The organism is Pseudoalteromonas sp. KAN5 (assembly GCF_022846535.1).
GTDB classification, from domain to species: Bacteria; Pseudomonadota; Gammaproteobacteria; order Enterobacterales; family Alteromonadaceae; genus Pseudoalteromonas; species Pseudoalteromonas haloplanktis.
In genome coordinates, this window is the sequence record NZ_AP025589.1 from 1,143,760 (window position 1) to 1,166,072 (window position 22,313).

Here is a 22,313-nt window from a genome sequence, read left to right on the forward strand (position 1 = left end):
TAACAAAGGTACAGTCAATAATGACGCGTAAGCTTGCATTATCCACTACATTTCTAGAGTTGTCTTCGCAGCTGCGTCGGTTTGTTTCGCGTATTGTGCAACCAGATGATGTAGAAGATATCGTACAAGAAACCTTTGTTAAAAGCTATCAGGCTGATTTAAAACAAGATATTAAGTATGCTCGTAGTTACATGTTAAAAACAGCCAAGCATTTAGCGCTTAATCATATTGCAAAATGGGATAATCAACAGTGTGATTCACTAGACACGACGGATGATTACCAGCAAGCATTAAAATCAATGCAACTTGAGGATGAAGTGACCTCAAAAGAGCGCTTCTTATTATTTTGTCGCGCTACTGAGCAGCTAAGCCAGCCAGTACGAAAATGTTTTATATTAAAGAAAGTATACGGCATGAGCCAAAAAGAAATCGCAGCGCATATGAAATTAAGCGAAAGTACCGTTGAAAAACATATCGCTAAAGGTTTGTTACAGTCGATGCATTATATGCAGCAGCATGAACAGTTGGGTGAGCAGCATAAACCTACAATTAAACCTGCCAGGAGGGTGGGAGAATGAGTAATATTCATCAGTTTTCGTCTAAAGACGCTATTCAAGCTAAAGCGAGTCGTTGGATCAGTGCCATGGATCGTGGTTTATCTGCGCAAGAACGTCAGCAATTCCAGCGCTGGGTTAAAGAAAATAAAGCCCATCAAGATGCGGTATTCGAATTAGCCCAATTGTGGGACGAATTAAGCGTGCTTAATGAGCTAAGTAGTTTATTCCCTAATAAGCATGGTATTAATAAACCTGCGCGTAAAACCACACATTTTTCGATTGCTGCCAGTATTTTTGCCGCTTTATTGATTGCTAGTTTTATGTTTATTGGTATTGAGCATTGGCCTAGTGCGCCTCATGAACAGGCAAAGTACAGCAAAATTTATCGTACTAAAGTGGGAGAGCAAGCCACGTTTGTATTACCTGACAGCACCATAGTACAACTAAATACCAATAGTTTATTGGAAGTGGCGTATACAAAGAGTCGTCGCCAGTTGATCTTAACTCGAGGCGAAGGACGTTTTAACGTTGCTAAAGATGCTGCCCGTCCTTTTACGGTGATGGCAGGGGATAAGTCATTTACAGCGTTAGGTACGGTGTTTAATGTGCAGCGTAATGCAGCATCAGATCTAGAGTTAGTGGTGACAGAAGGCAAAGTGATGATCACTGACCCTTCAGTCGCTGTTAATGCGGATGATTTCGTACAATTACAAAATGCCAGTAACGATACTGCAAAGGTTAAAAATATCAATGCAAGTATTGTCATCTCTGGTGAAAAAGCGGTCATAAAAGAAAGTATTACAAAGCCAATTACGCGTTTAACACAAGATGATGTACAGCGCGATTTAGCATGGCAACAAGGTATGTTAATTTTTAACGGTGAACCGCTTAGCGATGCATTACAAGAAGTGAGTAGGTATACCGCAACACGCTTTGAATTAGCAGATCCACGTTTAGCTTCACTAAAAGTAGCGGGTGTTTTTAAGGCTGGGGATATTGTCGGGTTGCTCGATAGTTTACGATTAAATTTAGCCATTGAACATGAACGTTTAGGTGAACACATTGTGAGCCTTAAACAGTCCGATCATGGTTAAGCTTTTTGATTAAAAGTGTCAGAAGTTATAATGGTTAAAGCAAAAAGTAATAAAATAATTAATAAAAAGATAAAATTATATAGCGGATTATTCATTCTCAACTGTTTATATAAGTTGCGCAGTAACCAAACGTATTTAATGTGTGGGTTTTTAGCGGCTGCACCGCTTGCATTAAGCTTTAATGTGAGCGCGGCGGCTGAATCACAGATGATACAATTTGACATAAAAGCGCAACGAGCAGACTTAGCACTGATTGAATTTGCTAAACAAACGGAACAAACGGTGGTTTTTTCGTTTGATTTAGCCAAACAATACCAAGCTCAATCAGTGTATGGTTATTACACTCAGTTAGAAGCGCTTAGCAATATGCTAAAACAGACTGAACTCGATGCGATTGTTGATCAAAATGGTTTACTGAGTATAAAACTCAAACAAATCAATAGGAATGATAACAACATGAGAAAGCTTTCAGGGGTCAGTGCCGCTGTTTTACCACTTTTAATGGCAACTAACAGTCAAGTGGCAAACGCACAAGAACAAGCAGCGCAAGAAAACATTGAAAAAATTGCTATTGTTGGTAGCCGTGTAGCAGGGCGTTCAGTTGAAGATTTACCCGTCCCCGTTGATATTTTAAGTGCCGAAGCACTGGAAAATACAGGGCAAACAGAAGTTGGTCGTATGCTGCAAGCAATTGCACCCTCTTTTAACTTTTCAAGTTCATCGATCAGTGATGGCACTGATGCACTTCGTCCTGCTACGTTACGTGGTTTAGGGCCTGATCAAACTTTAGTTCTTATCAATGGTAAGCGCCGTCATCAAGCCAGTATTATCCATATTAATACCTCGGTAGGGCGTGGCACTGCAGGCACTGATATGAATGCAATTCCAGCTGCTGCAATCAAGCGTATCGAAGTGTTACGTGATGGTGCTGCTGCGCAATACGGTTCTGATGCGATTGCAGGTGTTATTAACATTGTTTTAAAAGATGCTGATGAAGGTGGAAAAGCTGCCGTTAACTATGGTCAATATTCTGAAGGAGATGGTGAAACCGTAACCGTTGATTTTAATAAAGGCTTTGCTTTAGGTGATGAGGGTTATTTAAATACGACGATTAATTACCGTGACCGTGCGCCAACTAATCGCGCGGGTTTGCATGGCTCTTGCCAATTTTATGGTTGTACAGAACTTTCTGATGGCACCTTGTTAGCGGGTGATCCTCGTGAGTTAACAGCTCCTCGTGATACCTTTAGAATTGGTGATGCAGACTCTCAACAGTTTGCGTTAACAGTGAATACGGGTTATGAGCTTGCAGGTGGTGAGCTCTACGGTTTCATTACATACTCTACCCGTGATAATGAATCTGCCGCATTTTTCCGTGAAAATGCTAATGGTGCTGGTAACCCGGTATTGCAAGATGGTGATGCGGTGATCCCGATGGGTTTCTTACCAAAAATTAATACCACCATTGATGATGTGTCGTACAACTTTGGCTTTAAAAAAGACTTTGATAATAGCTCAAGTCTTGATTTGTCATACACTTATGGTGAAAACAGCATCGATTACACGACCAGTGATACCATCAATGGCTCATATGCAAATTTACTGCGATACGAGCAAGGTCTAAGTGCCGATGATATTCGTGCCACTATCCCTCGCCAAGCGTATGCGTATGGCATGGAGTTATCACTGCAAACGATTAACCTTGACTTTACGCAAGATTATGATGATTTCTCGCTCGCGATGGGGGCGGAATTACGCACTGATGAATACCGTATTCTCGAAGGTAGCGAATACGCATACCGTGATTACGATACCAATAATGGTGTAAATATTTACGACGGTCTGAGCGCAGGTATTGGCAGCGAAAATGCCGCTGGTGGTACGCAAGGGTTTGGTGGCTCAGCGCCTGCGTCATCAGTGGATGAATCTCGTGATGTTATTTCATTTTATCTTGATGCTGAAACCTACATTATTGATGATGTCATTATTTCAGGTGCGCTGCGCTATGATAACTACAAGGGGTTTGGCGACACGGTAAACTTTAAGTTAGCTGGTAACTGGTCTGTGACTGATGACGTATCGTTACGTGGTGCGGTGAGTACAGGCTTTAGAGCACCTTCTATGCAGCAGTTATATTTTAATAACATAAGCACGCAATTTGTGGTTGGTCCTAATGGTGCTTTAGTGGCTGAAGAAGTTGGTACGTTTAGAAACGACAGTACGCTTGCGCAAAGTATCGGTATTCCAAAGCTTAAAGAAGAGCAATCACAAAATCTAAGTATGGGTATTGTATATAACGTGACTGATAACATTAATGTGACGTTAGATTACTATTCAATTGATATTGATGACCGCATTGTGATCAGTAATCGTTTAGGCAAAGGCTTATCAGACACCTTAGATGCTGCATTAGTAAGTTCTGGGGCAGGGGCTGGACAGTTTTTCTTAAATGGTGCCGACACTGAGACACAAGGCATTGATTTTGTAGCAACCTGGAATACTGAAGGGTTAGGCGGCACGCTAGATTTTACCTTAGCAGCTAATTTTACTGAAACCGATGTCGTGGATTTATTTACTCCACAAGGCAGTGGTCTTGAGACTATTCCTGTTGAAGATGTATTTTCTTCGCAAGAAACCTCAATCATCGAAGAGTGGCAACCACAAGATAGAGTTAACTTAAGTGCTTTATACCGTGTAGAAGATTGGACAGTCAACTTGTCATTTAACCGCTTTGGTGAATATACAGTCGAAGACGGTGGTCGTCAAACCTACGGGGCTGAAATTCTAACAGATGTTAAAGTGAACTATTACGTTACTGATAACCTGTCATTAAATATTGGCGCCAACAACTTATTTGACGTATACCCAGATAAAAACACCATTGGTAACTCACGCGCAGGCACTATAGTGGATGCATCGGGGAATACGATAGTTAGTTCTACAGGGGTGTTTGAGTACTCACGTCGCTCTGCGCCATTTGGCTTTAACGGTGCTTACTACTATGTAGGTGCTGAATACCGATTCTAAATAACTTCTCCTACGTTATTTAACTTTTGAAGGGCCGTAAGGCCCTTTTTTTGTGCCTAATTGAATGTCATAAAAACTTCACTGTTACAACAAGTTAATATGGTGAATAATATCTGGACTAGACCAGATATTATTAGAGATAACTATGAATGATTATTTATTATTAACGCCAGGACCATTAACAACTTCAGCAACGGTGAAAAGTGCCATGCTTAAAGATTGGTGTACGTGGGATGATGACTATAATCGCGATATTGTAGAGTCAATCCGCAAACAATTGCTAAGTTTAGCCACCAAAAATGACCAGTACACTTGTGTGTTAATGCAGGGCAGCGGCACTGCAAGCGTGGAATCAGCACTGGGTAGTTTAGTAGCTAACAATGATAAGTTATTGATTATCAATAATGGTGCGTATGGGCAAAGAATGACAGAAATTGCCGATTATTTAAATATCAATTACCACAGCTTAAATTACCCTGAAACAGAACAGCCAGTATTACAACAGATCAACGATATCCTTGATAACGACCCAAGCATTACCCATGTTGCCATGGTTCACTGTGAGACAACTACAGGCATGTTAAACCCCGTGCAAGATGTTGGTGAGTTAGTAAAAAATCATAATAAAGTGTTTATTCTCGATGCGATGAGTAGCTTTGGCGGCATCGAGTTTGATTTAGCTCAGTTGCATGTTGATGTAATGATAAGCTCTTCTAATAAATGTATTCAAGGCGTGCCTGGTTTTGGTTTTGTGATCTGTAAACAGGCATTAATAGCCGCAGCTAAAGGCGTTGCACGTTCATTGTCATTGGACTTATATGCGCAGTGGCAGTGTATGCAAACTCAAGGGGGTAAATGGCGCTTTACTTCACCGACTCATGTTGTGCGGGCGTTTCATCAAGCTTTATTTGAATTAAACGAAGAGGGGGGGATTGCAGCGCGTGCAACTCGCTATCAAGAAAATCAACAGCTTTTAGTAAAAGGCATGCGAGAGCTGGGTTTTACCACTTTACTGGATGATGAATTACATTCACCCATCATCACTTCTTTCTATTCACCAGCGCATCCAGATTATCAATTTAAGAAATTTTATCATGCGCTTAAGCAGCAAGGTTTTGTGATTTATCCAGGTAAAGTGTCCGAGGCAGACTGCTTTAGAATTGGCAATATTGGTCATGTATTTGCAAAAGATATAGAAGGTTTATTATCAGCCATTGCAGCGTGTTGCTACTGGCAGAAATAAAGCATGTTAAGGCTCAGCTTTACCTGAGCCTTATTTATTGGCCTTCAACAATCATCTCTATTGCATTATGTAACCAATATTCAATGTTGTGATCAACCAGTGTATGGCATTCATCATAGCGCTTTCTTATAACTTTTAAACAAGGTGTGCCGCTGTTTTTTTCAAGCTTGATAGCAACATGATCGGGTAATACGGTGACACTAATAACACTACTTTCTTTGCACACTAGCGTATTGTATTGAGTTGCCATGATATCGGTAATAGAACCATTTAAGCTGTGAGACTCTAATTGTTTAAAACGCTGTGCATCACAATAGATATCTTCATACATTACCGCACGATTATCGAGACTTCGAACACGTTGTAAGTGATATAAATTTGGTGCGCTTAAACCGCTGTCGCTAAAATTTGCTTCAGTGGTTAAATTTATAACGAAGGTATCAGCTTTAAAACCTTGCTGTTTAGCTAATTCATAAAAGTTTACTTTTGTTGCTGGATGCCATTTTAATTTCGCGGGAGTAACAAACCAACCGCGGCGTTTTTGGCTGTAAATTAAGCCTTCGGCCTCTAGGCGCAGTAGCGCTTCTCGTACGGTGATTCTCGTTGAATTAAATTGCTCTTGTAAGGCACGCTCAGATGGTAGCTTATCACCTGCAGCTATGCTCTTATCTGCAAGCAGTTGATGAATATAATTTCGGATCTCTTGAAATAACAACATGGTGTCGCTCTTATAAAGGTAAGCAGTCAGCTTAGCTTATGTGAATGAAAAATATAAGGGAAGTCGTTTTACTCGGTGCTTAAATAGTCACGTAAATAATCAAGCCAATAAGCAAAACTACGGGTTTTTAAACCTTCAACTTTACCTTCATCATCAATGCGGCGTAGCAAAATTGTATTCTTAAAATCAGCATGAGCTGCAAATGTGATTTGCTGAGCTTGGGTGAGTGAACCACCTTGTTGAACAAGTGTCTTGGCACTTGCTGGCGACAGCTTTTGACGATAATGGGGATCTGTTGCCACTAAATAGCGTTTTGCTTGTACGTGATTTTCTATCATATTTGCAACGTGTTGGTTAAAGCCATGAGCACAAAGCCATTGTGCGCCTAACAAAGAGTGCTTGCAGTAACCTTGTTGATCCAATTCTGGTAACTGTTGCTGCGCTGCAATTAAATGACCTATATCATGTAATAATGCAGCAACAACGAGGTCTTTATGGTAACCACGTTGTTCAGCTAGTGCAGCACACTGTAATGCGTGTTCTCGTTGTGTGCGTGCTTCATCATAATGTTGATCTGCAAAATTATCGTATAAACATGTTATTTCATTGAGGGTTTTATTTACTTGCTTAATTGTTTGCATGGCGATTCTTTACTACTTTATATCGACTTTGGCTGCGCTGCCACTGAGTTTGGCTAACATAATATCTAGCTTAAATGGTTGCTGGTTGTTATCTTCAGCGCGCTCTTTACGGCGAATAGCATTACGAATGGTGTACGCTCCGATACTGCGAAATGGTTCACAGGGGAAACTAGCAATTGGCGTATTTACAAGGCCGCAGTTGCGCCATTGTGAATCGCTACCGAGCACTAAACTGGCGAGAATTTTACCGCCCAAATACGATTGCACAATACCATTGCCAGAATAGCCACTCCCATAAAAAACAGGGCTGCCATCATCAAACTGACCAAAAAATGGAAAGCCACTCACACTTCTATCAGACGGGCCTGTCCAAGTACGCTCTATAGGAATATCATCAGTTTTAAAAAAGTGCTTAAAAGAATTATGCAATAAATCGCTATATTGGCTTGGTTTATCAAACTTTGTTGAAACGTTATTGGCATAGCTAAAGTAATTACCCCCTTTACCCAGCATTAAGCGCTGGTCAGATGTAGTGCGATAGTAATTAACAAAAATACGCGAATCTATAATGGGAGCGCCATGGGTTAACTGCGCTTTTTTTAATAACGCGGGTATTGGTGGGGTAATTGCCATATCGCTTGATACAAGCACCACTTTTTTGGCAAATTGTTTTTGTAAACGAGGCAACCATGCATTGACGGCAAAAATCATTGACTGTGCATTTAGCTGACCTTGCGTTGTACTAATACTGATTGGTTTTTGCCCACTGTGTGTTTTATAAGCGCATTGCTCAATAATAGTAACGTGAAGCTTCTTGGCTACTTTTTTTAAGCCACGTACTAGTTTTGCTGGCTGTATGCTGCCCCCATGCGGGCTGTAATAACCACTAAGATTGGTCATAGAGCCCGTTTGCAGTAGCTGCTGTTGATCACATACTTGCCAATTATTAGCGTTATGTAACGTTAAGCTTTGCATACTTGGTTGGAGTAAGTTTTGTTGCGCTAAGTTTGATGCGGTATAAAAGCAGCCGTCAATACGGCAGTCGCAATCAATGGCATGTTTTTGGGTAAAGTGTTTGATACTATGAACAGCTTGCTCTGATTCTTTTACTAAAAATAGTGCATTTTCTAACCCCACCAGTTTAATTAAACTAGGCAGTTTTGTAGACCATGTAAGCATTGCACCTCCATTACGTCCTGATGCTCCTTGGCCGCAAAGATGCTGTTCAATAATGGTGACTTTCTTAGTTGGCTGTTGTTGCTTTATTTGGATTGCGGTCCATAAACCAGTAAAGCCACCACCGATAATACAAATATCCGTGTGATGGTTTTGTGGTAGTTTTGGAAGAAGCCCAGTGGCTTCCTCCTCTTTAAGGGCCTCATCAAACCAAAAGGGTTGGTAGGACATTAAGGACGCTCTCCTCGTGCAAGCCTAGCTTCAATTTGCATTAAAACAGGCTCTATATCGGCTAAAGAATTAATCACGTAATGCGCACCGGCCTGATGTAATTGCTGATATGCTTGACGAGTTAACTGTAACTGCTCATCACTTGAGCGTGCAGCCCACTCTTGTTCGGTTAAACCGACTGCATTACCACTGAGTGCAACCCCCACAGTCCACATCCCTGCATTTAACCCCTCTGCAATACCCGGAGCTGAATCATCCACTTTTACGCAGTGCGCAACGCGTTGAATACCTAGTGCATTAACGTTTTCTAGTGCCATCCATGGGCCTGGGCGTGAGCCTGCAGAGAGTTCATCACTGCCAACACTGTGATCAGGCTTATAGCCATATTCAGCGGCAGCAACCTCAAGTACGTCCATTACTTGGCGAGGGTAGCCTGAGCAACTACCAATTTTAATGCCTTGTTCTTGCAAACGTTTTATTACAGGTAACACGCCAGCGATTGGCATTGCGCGTTCAGCGACTTTGGCTTTTTGTAAGGGCATAAAGGTATTATAAATATGATCTATTTGCTCATCGTTCATTGGTGCCCCAAACTGTGCTTGCCAGCGGCTATCTATCTCGGGCAACTTGCCTAAAGTCGCAATATGGTCCCATTTACCCATTCCCATTGGGATACGCGCTTGAGCGAGTGTAATATCAAAATTAAATGCGCTTTTAAACGCTTCAACAAAAATAGTGGTGGGGGCTACAGAGCCATGGTCAACAACGGTTCCAGCCCAATCTAGAATGAGTGCTTCTAAGTGTTTCATATTTTTTCTCTTATTAAAGAAGGTGATACAGGTAATAACCTGCAAGATTGTTTAAAAGGGGATAAGCGCAGTACAAAGTAGCCAAGTGAGCACAGCACCAGCAATGCAGCAACACAGCCAACCCAATAGCAAGCATTAATAAAAAAGCTGAGCCAGCTGATTTCTGGTGTCACGAAGGTGCGGTAAAGTAAAATACTTACCGAGCCTAAATAGCCAGCAGAGTCTGCTAAATAAATCAAAAAACCTGCATTGGCAGTAGAGCCTACAGCAGAGATCATTCTGTCAAATAAAAAGCAATTGTAAGGGATGTAACTAATATAAAGGCCAGCCCCCAGAAGTACCATCCACGCTTTTGGGTTGAGTAATTGGTTTTCAAAAGCCAGTGTACTGCCAACGAATAAGCAGGCGCCAAATAAAATAAAACCATGATTAACGTAAAAAGCAGTTTTATTATTTTTAACTAATACCATGGCGCCAAGCGCAATTAATACAATTAACGCCATGCGAATACCTGCGTATGCAAAGATGGCTGGTTCTTGTCCGTAGCCCAGCGCTTGCCAGATTTCTGCTGCAAAATTGTCGCGAAAATCTCGAAAGCCAGTGAACAGTAAAAAGCTTAGGATCAAGCAGCTAATACCAAACCAATACTGTTTAAAGAATTGCCATCGAGCCTTACCATTCATAGGTAAACGTTGTTGGCGAGCTTGCTGATCTGCTGTGGTTGGCGCAGGTAGCATGGTTAAGCATTTAACACTGAGTAATAAAAGTGGTAAAAAGAGTGCACCGGTAGCGGCAGGCATCCAAAGCTCTGCAACATTAAGGTTATCTATTAGCCACTTACCAACACTTCGTACTAAACCAGATGCCAAAATAAAGGTCACACTGAGTATTGCACCGAGAATTTCAGATGTTCGTCTACCTTCTAAAAAGCTAAACACAATGCCCCAGATCATGCCAAGGGATAAGCCATTAAAAAACAGCCATACTACATTAAAGCCAACAGGAGTGATGGCAAATAAAATAAGTGATAATTCAGCCGCTACAATCATGCCAATGATGGCTAAACCACGTTGTTGATGGCGCATCTCAGCAATGACTTTAACGCCAATAAATTTGGCGCATAAATAGCCAAATACTTGCGCTAGAATGAGGGCAATTTTAAAACTAACTTGCCAACTAGGATCATCAAACTCTGTATAACTGTTAGCAGTAAACGGTTTACGAAATGCATACATGCAAAAATACGTCATGAACGCGGCACTTGCTGCAAATAAAACAAACCCTATGCCATGTGCGCGTTGTAGCCATTTATGTTGCGAAAACATAGTTTATCCTTTGCGAGGCTAAATGCCTCGCGTATTACTAAAGGGATTAAAATTGATAATTAATGCCAACCATGCCGCGGACGCCATAATATTCGACTTGTAGCGGACGACTTTCGTCGCCTAAGTAATATTTGAGTGGCTCGTTAGTGAGGTTGTTTAATTCAAGATAAACTAGCGCATTATCGTTAAGCTGATATGACGTAGTAAAATCAACACTGGTGTTATCACCATAGTAACTATCTGATTGCGGGTCGCTGCCATGCTCTTCGATGTATTCACCTTTGTAATTTATGGCAATTCGGGCCGTAAAAAAGGTGTCATCATAGTAAAGGGTAAAGTTGTATAGGTTGTCAGCTTGGCGCGGTATAGCAACTTTATCAGCACGATTAGGAATGCTCATTTGAGAATCCATAAATGTTGCATTTGCCATTACACCAAAGTTTTCAAGGGCTGTTGTGACAAAACCTAAATCTCGATTGAATGCCATTTCAATACCCGCCAGCCACGCGCTGTCACCATTCTCTGGGCGAATGATATTTACACCACTGTTACTGGCAAAATCACCAATTGCGCTACTTTGAAAAATAGGGTCGCTAATGTCTTTGTAAAACAACCCCGCCGACACAAGACCAACACGTTCAAAAAAGTGTTCAGCCATAAAATCAATATTGTTTGAATAGGTGGGTTCAAGTTCAGGGTTACCAGTTACCAATTCATTATCGGCTTCTAAATAGGTTGCCCCAGGCGTTAAGGAACCAAAGTCAGGGCGTGAAAACGAGCGAGTTAACGCAAGACGATAATTTGTTTGCTCAGTGCTGTGATACGTAACATGTAGAGCAGGGAGCACTGATAAGTAGTCATTTTTAGCACTACTTGGCACAACACGAACTTCATCAGCAAGGTAAATATAGCCATCTACGTTAGTGTCAGTTTGGGTAAGGCGTAAACCGCCCAGCATTTCCCATTGTGAATTTATAATATAAGTTGCCATACCATAAAGTGAGGTATGCTGCTCATTCACATCAAAGTTGCGACCCAATGCGCCACCATTTTCAATTAAGGCGGATTCACTTTTATCAAGGGTAAACTTGTTTTTATTTGCGTTCCAAAACTGCGCTAAATCATCAGTAGAGGCTACTTGCGAAAATTGGCTTTGATAATCGATCGCAAGCTCATTTAAATAGTCACTACGCCCTGGTTGGTCTGATAAAGCAAAATCATTTAAAGTTGGGGCAGGGCCATAATTAACTTCATCCCATGCATAAAACTCATCACTAAACCGTGCTACACGTTCTTTATCACGGTATTTGGCACCTATTTTTAAAGTAATGTCATTATCTAATAGCCATTCAAAATCAGTACTTGCGACTATTTTATCTTTTTCGTTTACATATACTTTGTATAGCTCTACCCATGAAAGCTGTGTTTTTGCAGGATCAAATGAAAAGTCACTAGGCAGATGGTTACTAATTGCATTCCAAGGATCGTTGCCGCCATCAATTGTATTGTAAGCGTAATTTTTACCGGTGTTTCTATCTTCTAACCCTTGGTAACCCACATTTTTTTGATCAAATCGTACAACAAAATAACTATTATCTTCACCATTGGGTGTATTACCATAGCGAAATTCATTCTCGTAGCTAGAAAGTTTCCAATTAAGAGTTTTGTCATAGCCAAAATAATGTTCCCCAGCAAACTCAAAGCCGGTCATTTCAGTGATTAATTCATTGCGAATGTGTTGTACTTCTGCGCGGTCTTTATCGAAGCGCATGCGGTGCTTATAGTGGGTTTCATCATCAATTAAAGTGCCATACATTGCGGTTGCACTAAGTGTGCCTTGATCAAGTTGATATTCAACAGCACCATTTAGACCGTATGTTTCGCGTGTTCCAGTATAATCGCGCAGTTCAAGGCGATAAATTCCAATACCATCATTACCACGACGAGGCTCAAAGTTATCCGTTGCCCAATCACGTTGCCACGCTGTGGCATTAATTAAAAAACCTAACTTGTCGTCAAGCAAGCGGTCGCCATAAAGCACATTTGCCGAATAGTTAGTACCGCCAGCAAGTTCATTTTGGCCAATAGCAAAATTTGTGTTAAATACAAAATCGTCAGGGGCTTTTTTAGTAATAAAGTTAACATTACCGCCAATGGCATCGCCTTCCATGTCTGGGGTTAATGCTTTAGATACTTCAACAAACTCAATAAGTTCACTAGGGAAAAAATCAAAGGCCGTGGCTCGGCTGGTGGTTTCTTCTTCTGCGGTAGGTAATCGGTCACCATTAATACTTGCTGAACTCCATTGAGCAGGCAAACCACGCACAGCAACAAACCGTCCTTCGCCTTGGTCACGCTCTATCGACACACCTGGAATGCGCTGTACTGCCTCTGCTGCATTTCTATCGGGTAGTTTGCCAATGCCATCTGCAGAGATAATGTTTTTTATACTCTTGGCATTTTTTTGGTTATTTGCCGCAGCCATTTCACCGCGTTGAATTTGCCCTATAGCAACCACTTCTTCAATCGTATTGTCATTTTTTGCAGCGAAGAGGGTAATTGTTTGTAGTTTTTTTATTTCACCCTCGCCAACAGTAAGGTCAATAAAGTAAGGTTGGTAACCTAAATAGGTCACTTTTAGTTGATAGTTTCCTGCATCAAGTTGCGGTAGCTCAAATTGCCCTTGATAATTGGTGACAGTGCTTTTATCTGTACCAACAATGGAAATTAGCGCTCCGGACAGTTGTGATTGGTTATCTTGAACCGTGCCAATAAAAGCGGCATTTTGAGCCACGGCATTTTGGGTAACAAATAACATACTGGAAGAGAGTAAGATGGCTGTTGCTATTGCATTTCGTTTCATCATTAGTTTCACCTTAGGGTTTATTTCTGGTCTAGACCAGATTGGATGAAGCTAATAATAGAGACTAATGTTTACAAATATGTGACGAAATGAATTTTTTGAATGTAAAAGGAAGGATTACTTTTGCATTATTTTGTTAAAAAGTGATTTTACTCCAGTTATAGATGTAAAAAAGCCCAACTTGTGGTTGGGCTTCAGATTGACGATAAACCCTGCTTTTTTTGCGGGGTTTATTATTTTTGAGCAGCCGAAGGCTGCGATCGCGATATTTTTCTGTTGTTATTATTATTCTTTGCGTTTTAGTGCTGATGTGAATTTTCTTGAATTTACCGCCGTATGACGGGGTCTTAGAGGGATTTTGAGATTTATTACGCTCATATTGAGCTAGGCCGCCTTCATTAACGCCATTTTCTTCATATTCTGACAGGCTGCTGCCAATAAGCATTGCGCACTGACATTCTTTATTCCTCTGTATCTACAATAACGGTGCCCGTGATGTTGTTTTGCATCCGCGAAACTTCTTTCGACTGTTTCACCTCGTCGTTTGTATCGTTTTTTACCCCATTCGCTCAGCCGTATTTCATTTGCTGCCTCTACACTTGCTTGCCACACATGCCGTGTAATTACTTTGATATGGTTTTTACTGTTTGTGCATCGCGACCGCACTGGACAGTCTTTACATGTCTGCGGGGTTGAGTGGTATTGCCGATATCCTAGTCGGTTTGTGGTGTTATAAATCAGTATTTCGCCTTGTGGGCATGTGTATGTATCGGTGTCTACGTCGTAGCTGTATTCTCGCTTTGCGAAATAGCCTTTCTTTTTGTTTGGCCGTCGATAACCCAAGACACCAATGAGTTGTCGTTCTTCTAAATTATGGCACACTGCGGCTGTAAAGTACCCTGCATCTAACCCAACCGCGATGGGGTTGAGTTCAAACGTATCAAGTACGCGGTCTAAGCGTTGTATGATGGGTTGACTGTCATGCACATTACCTGCTGTGGCATGTGTATCAACGATAATTCCGTGTTTGCCATCCACAACCCTATGGTCTAAATAGAAAAATCCTTTTGGCTTTTCATCACGCACCATAAACCCACTGTCTGGGTCAGTTCGGCTTACTTTGGTTGGTTTTGTACAAGGCTCCTTTTCCTCATACTTCAGGCGCTTTTTTCCTTCGGCTTTCCTGTCTTTTATCACGGCTTCATTAAGCTGCTCAACATACACTGAGGGGCTGACTTTTAAGTCTTCAATGTCATAACGGCGTTTATTGGCATTGGCTTTTAAATGGGTGCTGTCTGCAAATAAACTATGCCCACCAATGAGCCCTTGCTTCATCGCTTGACGAACTATATTGTCGAAAATCGATTGATAAATACCGCTGTCTTTAAAGCGTTTTACACGGTTTTGGCTCAGTGTCGAATGATGGATAACGTCATCGGTGAGCCCTAAACCTAAGAACCAGCGGTATGCAACATTCACTTGCACTTCTTTAATAAGGCGGCGCTCACTTTGAATACCAAACAAGTAACCTAAGAATAGGTATTTAAAAAAGCGGACAGGGTCTACGGCTGGTCGGCCATTATTTTTGCAATATAAGTGGGCGACTTCATCACGTATGAATTCAAAGTCGATAGCTAAGTCTACGAGTCGTACTAAGTGGTCTTGTGGAACAAGTTGGTCAATTGCGACCATTTCTAATTCATGTTGTTGCGGGGTTTTATCTCTAAGCATAATGAACTCTCCAAATTCACTCTGCTTATTAGATCAAAGGGCTCGATCTGTGTCTAGCCCTTTTTCAACAATCTGAAGCCCAACTTGTGGTTGGGCTTCCAGTTAAGTATTGCTATCACTGCTTTTGCATACGGCTCATTTCAGTATGGCAGCTTTGCATGGTTAATAATACTTTAGCCAGCGCAGCTTCACAGTCATGTGGTTGTGGTTTTTTCATCGCTGTTTTGATTTCTGAGAGTGTTTTATCTTCCACTTCTTCAAGCTCTTTAACATATGTTTCATCGTTATCTGAGCTAAATTTAGTGATCAGCGCAGTGTAGGCTCGGCGAGCTTCAACAGCAAATGATGAGCCATCTTCACGTTCACCTTGCTCATTGATTGCATAGGGCTGTAAGTTTTCAACACTGACTTTACGGGCATCTATCATGCGTTGAAATAATGCACCAATTGCCGGATCTTTTACTTTCTCTTGGGCTTTTTCATAAAAGTCGATGCCGCTGTTCATTACTTGGATAATGTCAGTGATATGATTAACGTCTTGTCCTTGATGGGTATTCATAATTGTGACCTCTTTAAGTTTAATGAAATTCACACTAACTAAAGCAAGCCATGTTCCAGTATGAGAAATAAATATAACATCTTGTTTATTAGTGAGAAAATATTGTTTCTTGAAAGACTTTGCTTACTAGACAAAGCTCAGTAAGCAAATTTTACACAAACTTTGTAAGATGGTTATTTTAATTCTTCGGCTACTTCGGCTACTTTTTGCCGTAACCAAATATGACTTGCATCACGGTGTAATAGTGGACTCCAGATCATATCAAGCTCAAAGGGCGGAATAGGAAAAGGGGGTTCAAGTATTTTTAAACCAGCATCGTCTAAATAAATATTGGCGGCTTTTGAAGGCAGTGTAGCAACGAGATTTTGTTCTTTTGCTAAGTGAATAGCAACATGATAATTACGGGTAAAGGTTGCAATATTGCGGTGTTTGCCAAAATGGGCGAGGGCTTCATCTACCCAGCCAAGTTTTTGCACATCTTTAGGATCCATACCCACGCCGACACCAAAGCCTGTTTTACTCACCCAAATATGGCGGGCTTTTAAATAACTATCTAGGCTAAAGTTCTCGATTATCGGGTTGTCGGCTTTGACTAAGCAACAAAAGCTGTCTTTCCAGATCCGTTTATGATGAAACGATTGTGGTAAGTTTTCAAAACGGTTAATCGCCATGTCAACTTTACCATTTTCTACATCATGGAAGGTAACGTCGCTCGGCGTTAGGATATCTAAGGTGGTATCTGGCGCTTCAGCATGAAGTTTACTTAATAGTTTTGGTGCCAACGTACTGGCAGCATAATCACTGGCCATGATCCGAAACACTCGTTTACTTTGACTAGCTTCAAACTCGCGGTTAGGCGCCAGGGTTTCTTCTAGGGTCATTAATATACCCCGGATCACCGGCTGTAATTCAATTGCCCGTTCGGTAGGCACCATACCATCACTGGTACGTACTAAAATCGGATCATTAAATAAATTACGTAAACGTTTTAAACCATTGCTCATAGCTGGTTGTGTAATGCTCAGTTGATGTGCGGCGCGAGTAACATTGCATTCGCGTAATAGGGTATCGAGATAAACGAGTAAGTTTAAATCTATTTTACTGATATTCATTGTGTGTCCTTTCGTTTACCACTGGTGGATAAATCGCTGTGCTGCCGGATATGGGTATATATGGCTAACAATGCCTTTTTTTACATTTTGTTGTGCTTGCTGCCAAAATATTACATCGAGTAATTCAGGGTGTGCCTGAGTAAAGATTGCTTTATAACGCGGGTTAGGCATTACAAAAGTACATAATTGTTCAGGAAATACGTCCTGTGGTGCTACTGAGTAGCTTTGTTCATTGGTTAAGTAGTCGTCATAACTTTTTGCTTTGGGTAGTGCTCTGAAGTTCATATCAGTTAAATACTGTACTTCATCATAATCGTAAAAAATGATCCGTTTATGCTTACTTACACCAAAATTTTTAAGCAACATATCGCCGGGAAATATATTAACTGCAATCATTTCTTTAAGCGCTTGACCGTACTCTGTAATTGCAACAGTAGCATCTTCCTCATTAGCGTTTTCTAAGTACAAATTAAGCGGTGTCATGCGGCGTTCAATATACATATGTTTGATGATCAGTAAATCACCTTCGATGATCATCGATGACCCAATAGTTGCTTCAAGCTGTGCAAGTAATGTAGCGTCAAAACGTGCTAATGGGAATACGACGTTTGAATACTCTATGGTATCGGCCATGCGGCCAACTCGATCGTGGCTTTTGACTAATTGATATCGTTTAAGGACCGTATCGCGGCCGAATGGTTTGCTCTCGCCAAACTTGTCTTTAATTATTTTAAATACATAGTCAAAAGAAGGCAGCGTAAATACCATCATCACCATGCCGGGTGTACCAGGTGCAATGACAAAGTCATCATTAGATCGTTGTAAATGGGTTAGAAACTCGCGATAGAATTCGGTTTTACCTTGCTTATGAAAGCCAATGGCGTTGTAAAGCTCTGCTAAAGTTTTGTTGGGCATGAGTTGATTCAAAAAGCGAACTAAGGCCGACGGTGCGTGAGTTTCAACCATAAAATAGGCGCGCGCAAAGCCAAAAATAACCCGCATTTGCGATGAGTTAGTCAGTAGCGCATCTAAATAAAGGCCTTCATCTTGGTGATGTAGCACGGCAATAATAAATGGTTGCACACCACTTTGCGACACGACTCGGCCAACTATATACGCGGCTTTATTACGATAAAAAGGGGTTTGCAGAATATCAAAGCGCATTTGCCACGCACGGTGATGGGTATCGGGTGCTTGCTTGTAAAATGCTTTTACGAGCAATCTTACATCACGTTCCAAATTCACAAAATCCGTTTTAAAATCAAATTGATTAATTATTTTTTTGATGGTGGGTTTTAAGCCGTCGACTACAGGAAAATAACTACGGTATTCAGCTTCAACTGGTAGTGCTGGTGCATCAGCTAAAGTCGCTTTTACAAAAATGAAATCGTTATTAAAATAACGTCGATGAAATAATCGACAAAACACCGAGTTGTAAAAAGTTTCTGCCAATTCCGCTTGGGGATGAAATGCTAAAAAATGCTGATACGTTTGTTTTGTTTGTAACCACAGTGATTCATCGAGTTGATTGGCATGTGGCTGCAGCTGTTGGGTGGTTTCGTTTACCCGATCATCATAATAGGTTATTCGTAAGCGGCTGATATCATGCATTTTCGCCCAGTCTCTGTGGGCAAAAGCCAAGGGAGCTTGCGAGGTGATCTGCTGAAATAACTTATAATGTTTTTTAAAGCCATTTAAAATTAGCTCGGCGATATTTTGTGGCAGCATGAATGAGTACTCCAAAATGACAGGTAGAGTATATGCTCTACAGTTGTTAAGAGTATGCTAAATAATGGTAAAACCCAATAGCTTAATCATAACGTTTTAGTTTTTTTTCTAATTCGGAGAGTTGTTTGTTAATTGCTTTAGTATTTTTGGCATAGGTTTTATTAAGTACTTTTATTTGTTTTTTGATATCTTTGCTAACATTTCTTTTCTCATCATCGCTCATTAAACGATTAAGCCGTTGTTGCTGCGAATATTCAGCGCGATCACGGTCACGGCTTAAAATGGCCAGTTTATGTTTAACGCTGCGAATTTCAGCGTTGAGATTACGAATAATTTGCTCGCGTTCAAGCGAGTTAAGAACTTTAACATGGTTGCTATTCGAAGGGGTAACATTAGGTGAGACAGTGAGTTTGTGCTCGGTAGCTTGCTCACTACATGGGAACTGGCTAAATGTAGTGCCTTTGTTTGTCACGCATTTATAATATTGATCAGCGGCGCTTGCCGGATCAGCAAATAATAACAAACTAATAAAAATAGCGAAAAATGTACACGGTTTCATTACGCAAGCCTTCCCTAGTTTGGTCACAATCAAATATAAAACTATAACCTAACTAGGGCAAATCGCCAGTGTCGTTATTGGGTAAATGTTTTTAGTTTTTTAATACTTTGCACTAAAAACGGAATATCCAAACCTTGTTCAATAGAAAAACCTTGCGCAGCAGAAATATTCTTATAATTACCATCAGAATCGATTAACGTGATGCGGTCCTTCTTATAAGCAATAAAGACTCCTTGCGAATAGTTAACCCCCATATCGTCTTTTTTGCCATATAAATTAACGCCTAACATACTTTGGTGTGCGATAGTTTTGCAGCCCAAGTATTGACCAACACTGGTCGCAATTAAATCGCTAGGTTGGATCAAACCTTCAATTCGGGTTACTTTTTTATCTGTACTGTATAAAGGCGAAGCAGTAACAATCCCTTGTTCATTACTCGCTAAACTAAATGCAAATATTTGCTTAACATCTGTGCGAAGTACTGTATTTTCATCTGCTTGAATAATGCGTATTGCAGCATTATTCACTGTTTCACTATTAATATAGCCGTAGTCAACAAAGCCATCGACACTTATACTGCGACGGTTGCTTTGCCAAACAGGGAGCGTTTGCTCTGCCATTAAGGCCGATTTGTAATACGCAGGTAAACCATAAATTAGGCTAAATACGGCATCTTGCGCTGCTGTTGGTTGCAAAAATCGTTCTGTTTTGTATAAATTAGTTTGTTGTTCAGCAAAATTAGTTAATGCTGCGGGGGTATTAAAAACTAAAATATCAATGGTTGTGGCGTTAAAATTATCGCAGCGAGCAAGTGGCGAAGGAGCAAGGTAATTAACGTTTTGCGTATTAAGCTTTACGTTATGCGCTTGCTTATAAATTTCAATATCCAATAAATCGTTCTTCGCCAACAAGCTTTTCGCCGTTGTTGGATAAGACAAAGGTAAAACATTGTCTTGCTTAGTGATATCAAACTTTAAATTAGCATCAGCCCATATATGAATACTGTGGCTCAGAGCAAAACACACTAATAAAAACGAACTGGCATAGCGGGCAAATTTATACTGTTTTAAACGCGCTAAATGATGCCAAGTATAGTTACTTGCAAGTAATTGAAACGCTAAAATTAGCATAACAATGCCACCGGCTAATAAAGTGGTTAAAGCTGGTGAGCTGGTTAAGCGATGCCATAAAAGCGACACAATTTCAGGTAACGCAGAGCTACTTAAATGATAACCTAAGTTAAAATATACATATGCATCTAGGGTTAGTAATGATGCGCCACAAGTGGCGAGTATAGCCGCCATACCGCGAATATGGCGTGGGTATGGAAATATCAAACTCAGCGGAAATACCGTCAGCACAAAAGCAATAAAGGTAATAAAGCTAGTGTGGCTAAGCCATGTCACTAGCATATAAAGAATACCCATAAAGCTGGTTGGTGGTGAATCGGCAAATAGGTAGCTTGAACTTATAAGCAACACTAAACCGATATTGGCAAATGTGAACCAATGGCCCCAACTTAATAATTGACTTGCTTTAGACGAAAATTGATTGTGCTGCGATAAATTCATAAAGTTTATTTAACCGATTGCGCAAGTGCTTTAGCAAAATTGTCAGCAACCGCTTGTCTTTTCCCTGTTGGTACATGCTCTTTTAAGATATGCGTGATAGAATTTCCTAAACACATAAGACTTAAATCAACCGGCGCATTGTGCTTAGTTAACACATCAATGAGCTGATCGACGATTTGTTCTACTTCATCATTAGAATATTTTGATAAGATTGGCATCAGTTGGTTCAATAAAAGAGTTATATTCTCGTATTTTAACACCAGAGGCGTGAAAAACAAAGATGGCAATAGATGTTAAAAAGTTAGTCGTTCATTATGTAGACAAAAAAGACGACGATACGCAAATTCATTTGCGCAATGACGAAATGGCAGTGAATGATAAAGTCGCTGTATTCATCGAGCAACTTCATCACGCATACAATGGCAAACCTGGCAAAGGGTTTTGTGCTTTCAGTGGTGAAAAAAACTCAGTGGTCGCATCAGCTATGCAAAGCTACCGTAACGATGAGCTTGGTTTTTGGCACATGACAGAGCAAGCGACAACGGTTTTAAAAGAAGAGTTAAATAAATATGCATTTAACGAAACCGGGTATTTAGTATTTTGCCACTACCAATATGTTGCCACTGACTACATGTTGATTGCGATGATCAACATTAAAGAGCATTATTCAATCACCTCGGAGCTTGATTTAGCTTCATCGCGGCATTTAGATATTTCGCGTATGCAACTAGCTGCGCGCATAGATTTAACTGGTTGGGATACCCAAGCTGAAGATAATCGTTATATCTCCTTTATCAAAGGTCGAGCAGGGCGCAAAGTTGCTGACTTCTTCTTAGACTTTTTAGGCTGTGAAGAAGGGATTGATCCAAAACAGCAGAGCCAAGTCATGCTTAATGCTGTTGAAGATTATTTATCAGAGCAACAGTTTGATAAATCAGAAAAAGATGAACTGCGTAAACAAGTGTTTGATTACTGTAACGACTGTGTCACTACAGGTGAAGATGCTAACGTTAGCGAGTTATCAGCCACGCTTACCAAAGGTGATGATAATCCGTTTGAAAGCTTTTGCAAAGAGCAAAGCTATGATTTAGAAGAGTCATTTCCAGTTGATAAAAAAACGGTCACCAGCATGGTCAAATTCTCAGGTCTTGGCGGCGGCGTGAGCATCAGCTTTGAGCGTAAACACTTAGGCGAGCGCGTTATGTACAACGAAGCCACGGATACATTAGTTATTAAAGGCATACCGCCGAATCTTAAAGACCAATTACAACGGTTTATGGAAAGTGAAGACTAAACCGCCAGCTTTATGCCATAAGTGGTAAGTTTTAAGCAGATTTGAGTTAGTTGAAAGCGTGGTGTTTACACCGCG

19 protein-coding genes are annotated in these 22,313 nt (G+C 40.7%); 5 read left to right on the forward strand and 14 right to left on the reverse strand.

The window, feature by feature from the left end:
* Nucleotides 1-20: 20 nt before the first annotated feature.
* The 4 genes from KAN5_RS04940 to phnW all read left to right on the forward strand — a co-directional run bounded on the left by KAN5_RS04940 (nt 21) and on the right by phnW (nt 5,921).
* A complete protein-coding gene (locus tag KAN5_RS04940; protein WP_016707311.1) occupies nt 21-578 on the forward strand; it encodes an RNA polymerase sigma factor in 558 nt (185 codons plus the stop codon).
* Entirely contained in the window at nt 575-1,651 is a 1,077-nt protein-coding gene (locus KAN5_RS04945; protein ID WP_016707310.1) for a FecR domain-containing protein, read from the forward strand. Before KAN5_RS04940 ends, KAN5_RS04945 begins: the two co-directional genes overlap by 4 nt.
* Nucleotides 1,652-1,681: 30 nt before the next feature.
* Nucleotides 1,682-4,678, forward strand: coding sequence for a TonB-dependent receptor (locus tag KAN5_RS04950; RefSeq protein ID WP_244390625.1), 2,997 nt, complete (start codon nt 1,682-1,684; stop codon nt 4,676-4,678).
* 145 nt (nt 4,679-4,823) lie between these two features.
* A complete protein-coding gene (gene phnW, locus KAN5_RS04955; RefSeq protein ID WP_244390626.1) occupies nt 4,824-5,921 on the forward strand; it encodes a 2-aminoethylphosphonate--pyruvate transaminase in 1,098 nt (365 codons plus the stop codon).
* A gap of 34 nt (nt 5,922-5,955) precedes the next feature.
* Here phnW and KAN5_RS04960 read toward each other — a convergent pair whose 3' ends face one another.
* The 14 genes from KAN5_RS04960 to KAN5_RS05025 form a co-directional block, all read right to left on the reverse strand.
* A complete protein-coding gene (locus KAN5_RS04960; protein ID WP_244390627.1) occupies nt 5,956-6,639 on the reverse strand; it encodes a GntR family transcriptional regulator in 684 nt (227 codons plus the stop codon).
* Nucleotides 6,640-6,707: 68 nt separating this feature from the next.
* Nucleotides 6,708-7,280: an HDIG domain-containing metalloprotein gene (locus tag KAN5_RS04965; protein WP_244390628.1), complete on the reverse strand. Its 573-nt coding sequence runs from the start codon at nt 7,278-7,280 to the stop codon at nt 6,708-6,710.
* 12 nt (nt 7,281-7,292) lie between these two features.
* A complete protein-coding gene (locus tag KAN5_RS04970) occupies nt 7,293-8,687 on the reverse strand; it encodes an FAD-dependent oxidoreductase (protein WP_244390629.1) in 1,395 nt (464 codons plus the stop codon).
* On the reverse strand, nt 8,687-9,496 hold the full coding sequence (gene phnX, locus KAN5_RS04975; RefSeq protein ID WP_244390630.1) for a phosphonoacetaldehyde hydrolase: 810 nt from the start codon (nt 9,494-9,496) through the stop codon (nt 8,687-8,689). Before phnX ends, KAN5_RS04970 begins: the two co-directional genes overlap by 1 nt.
* Nucleotides 9,493-10,821 (reverse strand): DUF5690 family protein, encoded by a 1,329-nt coding sequence (locus KAN5_RS04980; protein WP_244390631.1) that lies wholly within the window; start codon nt 10,819-10,821, stop codon nt 9,493-9,495. Before KAN5_RS04980 ends, phnX begins: the two co-directional genes overlap by 4 nt.
* A gap of 46 nt (nt 10,822-10,867) precedes the next feature.
* The gene (locus KAN5_RS04985; protein ID WP_244390632.1) at nt 10,868-13,687 is read right to left on the reverse strand and encodes a TonB-dependent receptor; all 2,820 of its coding nucleotides are present in this window, start codon (nt 13,685-13,687) and stop codon (nt 10,868-10,870) included.
* 133 nt (nt 13,688-13,820) lie between these two features.
* Nucleotides 13,821-14,129 (reverse strand): hypothetical protein, encoded by a 309-nt coding sequence (locus tag KAN5_RS04990; protein WP_244390633.1) that lies wholly within the window; start codon nt 14,127-14,129, stop codon nt 13,821-13,823.
* Nucleotides 14,069-15,415: an IS1182 family transposase gene (locus tag KAN5_RS04995; RefSeq protein ID WP_244389844.1), complete on the reverse strand. Its 1,347-nt coding sequence runs from the start codon at nt 15,413-15,415 to the stop codon at nt 14,069-14,071. Before KAN5_RS04995 ends, KAN5_RS04990 begins: the two co-directional genes overlap by 61 nt.
* A 115-nt stretch (nt 15,416-15,530) precedes the next feature.
* Nucleotides 15,531-15,974, reverse strand: coding sequence for a PA2169 family four-helix-bundle protein (locus KAN5_RS05000; protein ID WP_244390634.1), 444 nt, complete (start codon nt 15,972-15,974; stop codon nt 15,531-15,533).
* A 173-nt stretch (nt 15,975-16,147) separates the two neighbouring features.
* Nucleotides 16,148-17,086 (reverse strand): LysR family transcriptional regulator, encoded by a 939-nt coding sequence (locus KAN5_RS05005; RefSeq protein ID WP_016707306.1) that lies wholly within the window; start codon nt 17,084-17,086, stop codon nt 16,148-16,150.
* A 15-nt stretch (nt 17,087-17,101) separates the two neighbouring features.
* Complete coding sequence (aceK, locus tag KAN5_RS05010) at nt 17,102-18,814, reverse strand: bifunctional isocitrate dehydrogenase kinase/phosphatase (RefSeq protein ID WP_244390635.1); 1,713 nt, start codon at nt 18,812-18,814, stop codon at nt 17,102-17,104.
* Nucleotides 18,815-18,896: 82 nt separating this feature from the next.
* Nucleotides 18,897-19,373 (reverse strand): DUF4124 domain-containing protein, encoded by a 477-nt coding sequence (locus KAN5_RS05015; protein ID WP_016707304.1) that lies wholly within the window; start codon nt 19,371-19,373, stop codon nt 18,897-18,899.
* Between the two features lie 74 nt (nt 19,374-19,447).
* Nucleotides 19,448-20,944, reverse strand: coding sequence for a DUF3413 domain-containing protein (locus KAN5_RS05020; RefSeq protein WP_016707303.1), 1,497 nt, complete (start codon nt 20,942-20,944; stop codon nt 19,448-19,450).
* A gap of 5 nt (nt 20,945-20,949) precedes the next feature.
* On the reverse strand, nt 20,950-21,162 hold the full coding sequence (locus tag KAN5_RS05025; RefSeq protein WP_016707302.1) for a DUF1414 domain-containing protein: 213 nt from the start codon (nt 21,160-21,162) through the stop codon (nt 20,950-20,952).
* Nucleotides 21,163-21,224: 62 nt separating this feature from the next.
* Between KAN5_RS05025 and yejK the strand changes: the two genes are divergently transcribed.
* Nucleotides 21,225-22,238 (forward strand): nucleoid-associated protein YejK, encoded by a 1,014-nt coding sequence (yejK, locus tag KAN5_RS05030; RefSeq protein ID WP_016707301.1) that lies wholly within the window; start codon nt 21,225-21,227, stop codon nt 22,236-22,238.
* Nucleotides 22,239-22,313: the final 75 nt, after the last annotated feature.

Bases quoted from the DNA above. Each gene is read 5' to 3' on its own strand.
- aceK (WP_244390635.1), bottom strand. From the start codon at position 18,814: ATGCTGCCACAAAATATCGCCGAGCTAATTTTAAATGGCTTTAAAAAA.
- KAN5_RS04970 (WP_244390629.1), bottom strand. From the start codon at position 8,687: ATGTCCTACCAACCCTTTTGGTTTGATGAGGCCCTTAAAGAGGAGGAA.
- KAN5_RS04945 (WP_016707310.1), top strand. From the start codon at position 575: ATGAGTAATATTCATCAGTTTTCGTCTAAAGACGCTATTCAAGCTAAA.
- KAN5_RS04985 (WP_244390632.1), bottom strand. From the start codon at position 13,687: ATGATGAAACGAAATGCAATAGCAACAGCCATCTTACTCTCTTCCAGT.
- KAN5_RS05020 (WP_016707303.1), bottom strand. From the start codon at position 20,944: ATGAATTTATCGCAGCACAATCAATTTTCGTCTAAAGCAAGTCAATTA.
- KAN5_RS05005 (WP_016707306.1), bottom strand. From the start codon at position 17,086: ATGAATATCAGTAAAATAGATTTAAACTTACTCGTTTATCTCGATACC.
- phnX (WP_244390630.1), bottom strand. From the start codon at position 9,496: ATGAAACACTTAGAAGCACTCATTCTAGATTGGGCTGGAACCGTTGTT.
- yejK (WP_016707301.1), top strand. From the start codon at position 21,225: ATGGCAATAGATGTTAAAAAGTTAGTCGTTCATTATGTAGACAAAAAA.
- KAN5_RS05000 (WP_244390634.1), bottom strand. From the start codon at position 15,974: ATGAATACCCATCAAGGACAAGACGTTAATCATATCACTGACATTATC.
- KAN5_RS04980 (WP_244390631.1), bottom strand. From the start codon at position 10,821: ATGTTTTCGCAACATAAATGGCTACAACGCGCACATGGCATAGGGTTT.
- KAN5_RS04950 (WP_244390625.1), top strand. From the start codon at position 1,682: ATGGTTAAAGCAAAAAGTAATAAAATAATTAATAAAAAGATAAAATTA.
- KAN5_RS04995 (WP_244389844.1), bottom strand. From the start codon at position 15,415: ATGCTTAGAGATAAAACCCCGCAACAACATGAATTAGAAATGGTCGCA.
- KAN5_RS04990 (WP_244390633.1), bottom strand. From the start codon at position 14,129: ATGCTTATTGGCAGCAGCCTGTCAGAATATGAAGAAAATGGCGTTAAT.
- KAN5_RS04965 (WP_244390628.1), bottom strand. From the start codon at position 7,280: ATGCAAACAATTAAGCAAGTAAATAAAACCCTCAATGAAATAACATGT.
- KAN5_RS05025 (WP_016707302.1), bottom strand. From the start codon at position 21,162: ATGCCAATCTTATCAAAATATTCTAATGATGAAGTAGAACAAATCGTC.
- phnW (WP_244390626.1), top strand. From the start codon at position 4,824: ATGAATGATTATTTATTATTAACGCCAGGACCATTAACAACTTCAGCA.
- KAN5_RS04940 (WP_016707311.1), top strand. From the start codon at position 21: ATGACGCGTAAGCTTGCATTATCCACTACATTTCTAGAGTTGTCTTCG.
- KAN5_RS04960 (WP_244390627.1), bottom strand. From the start codon at position 6,639: ATGTTGTTATTTCAAGAGATCCGAAATTATATTCATCAACTGCTTGCA.
- KAN5_RS05015 (WP_016707304.1), bottom strand. From the start codon at position 19,373: ATGAAACCGTGTACATTTTTCGCTATTTTTATTAGTTTGTTATTATTT.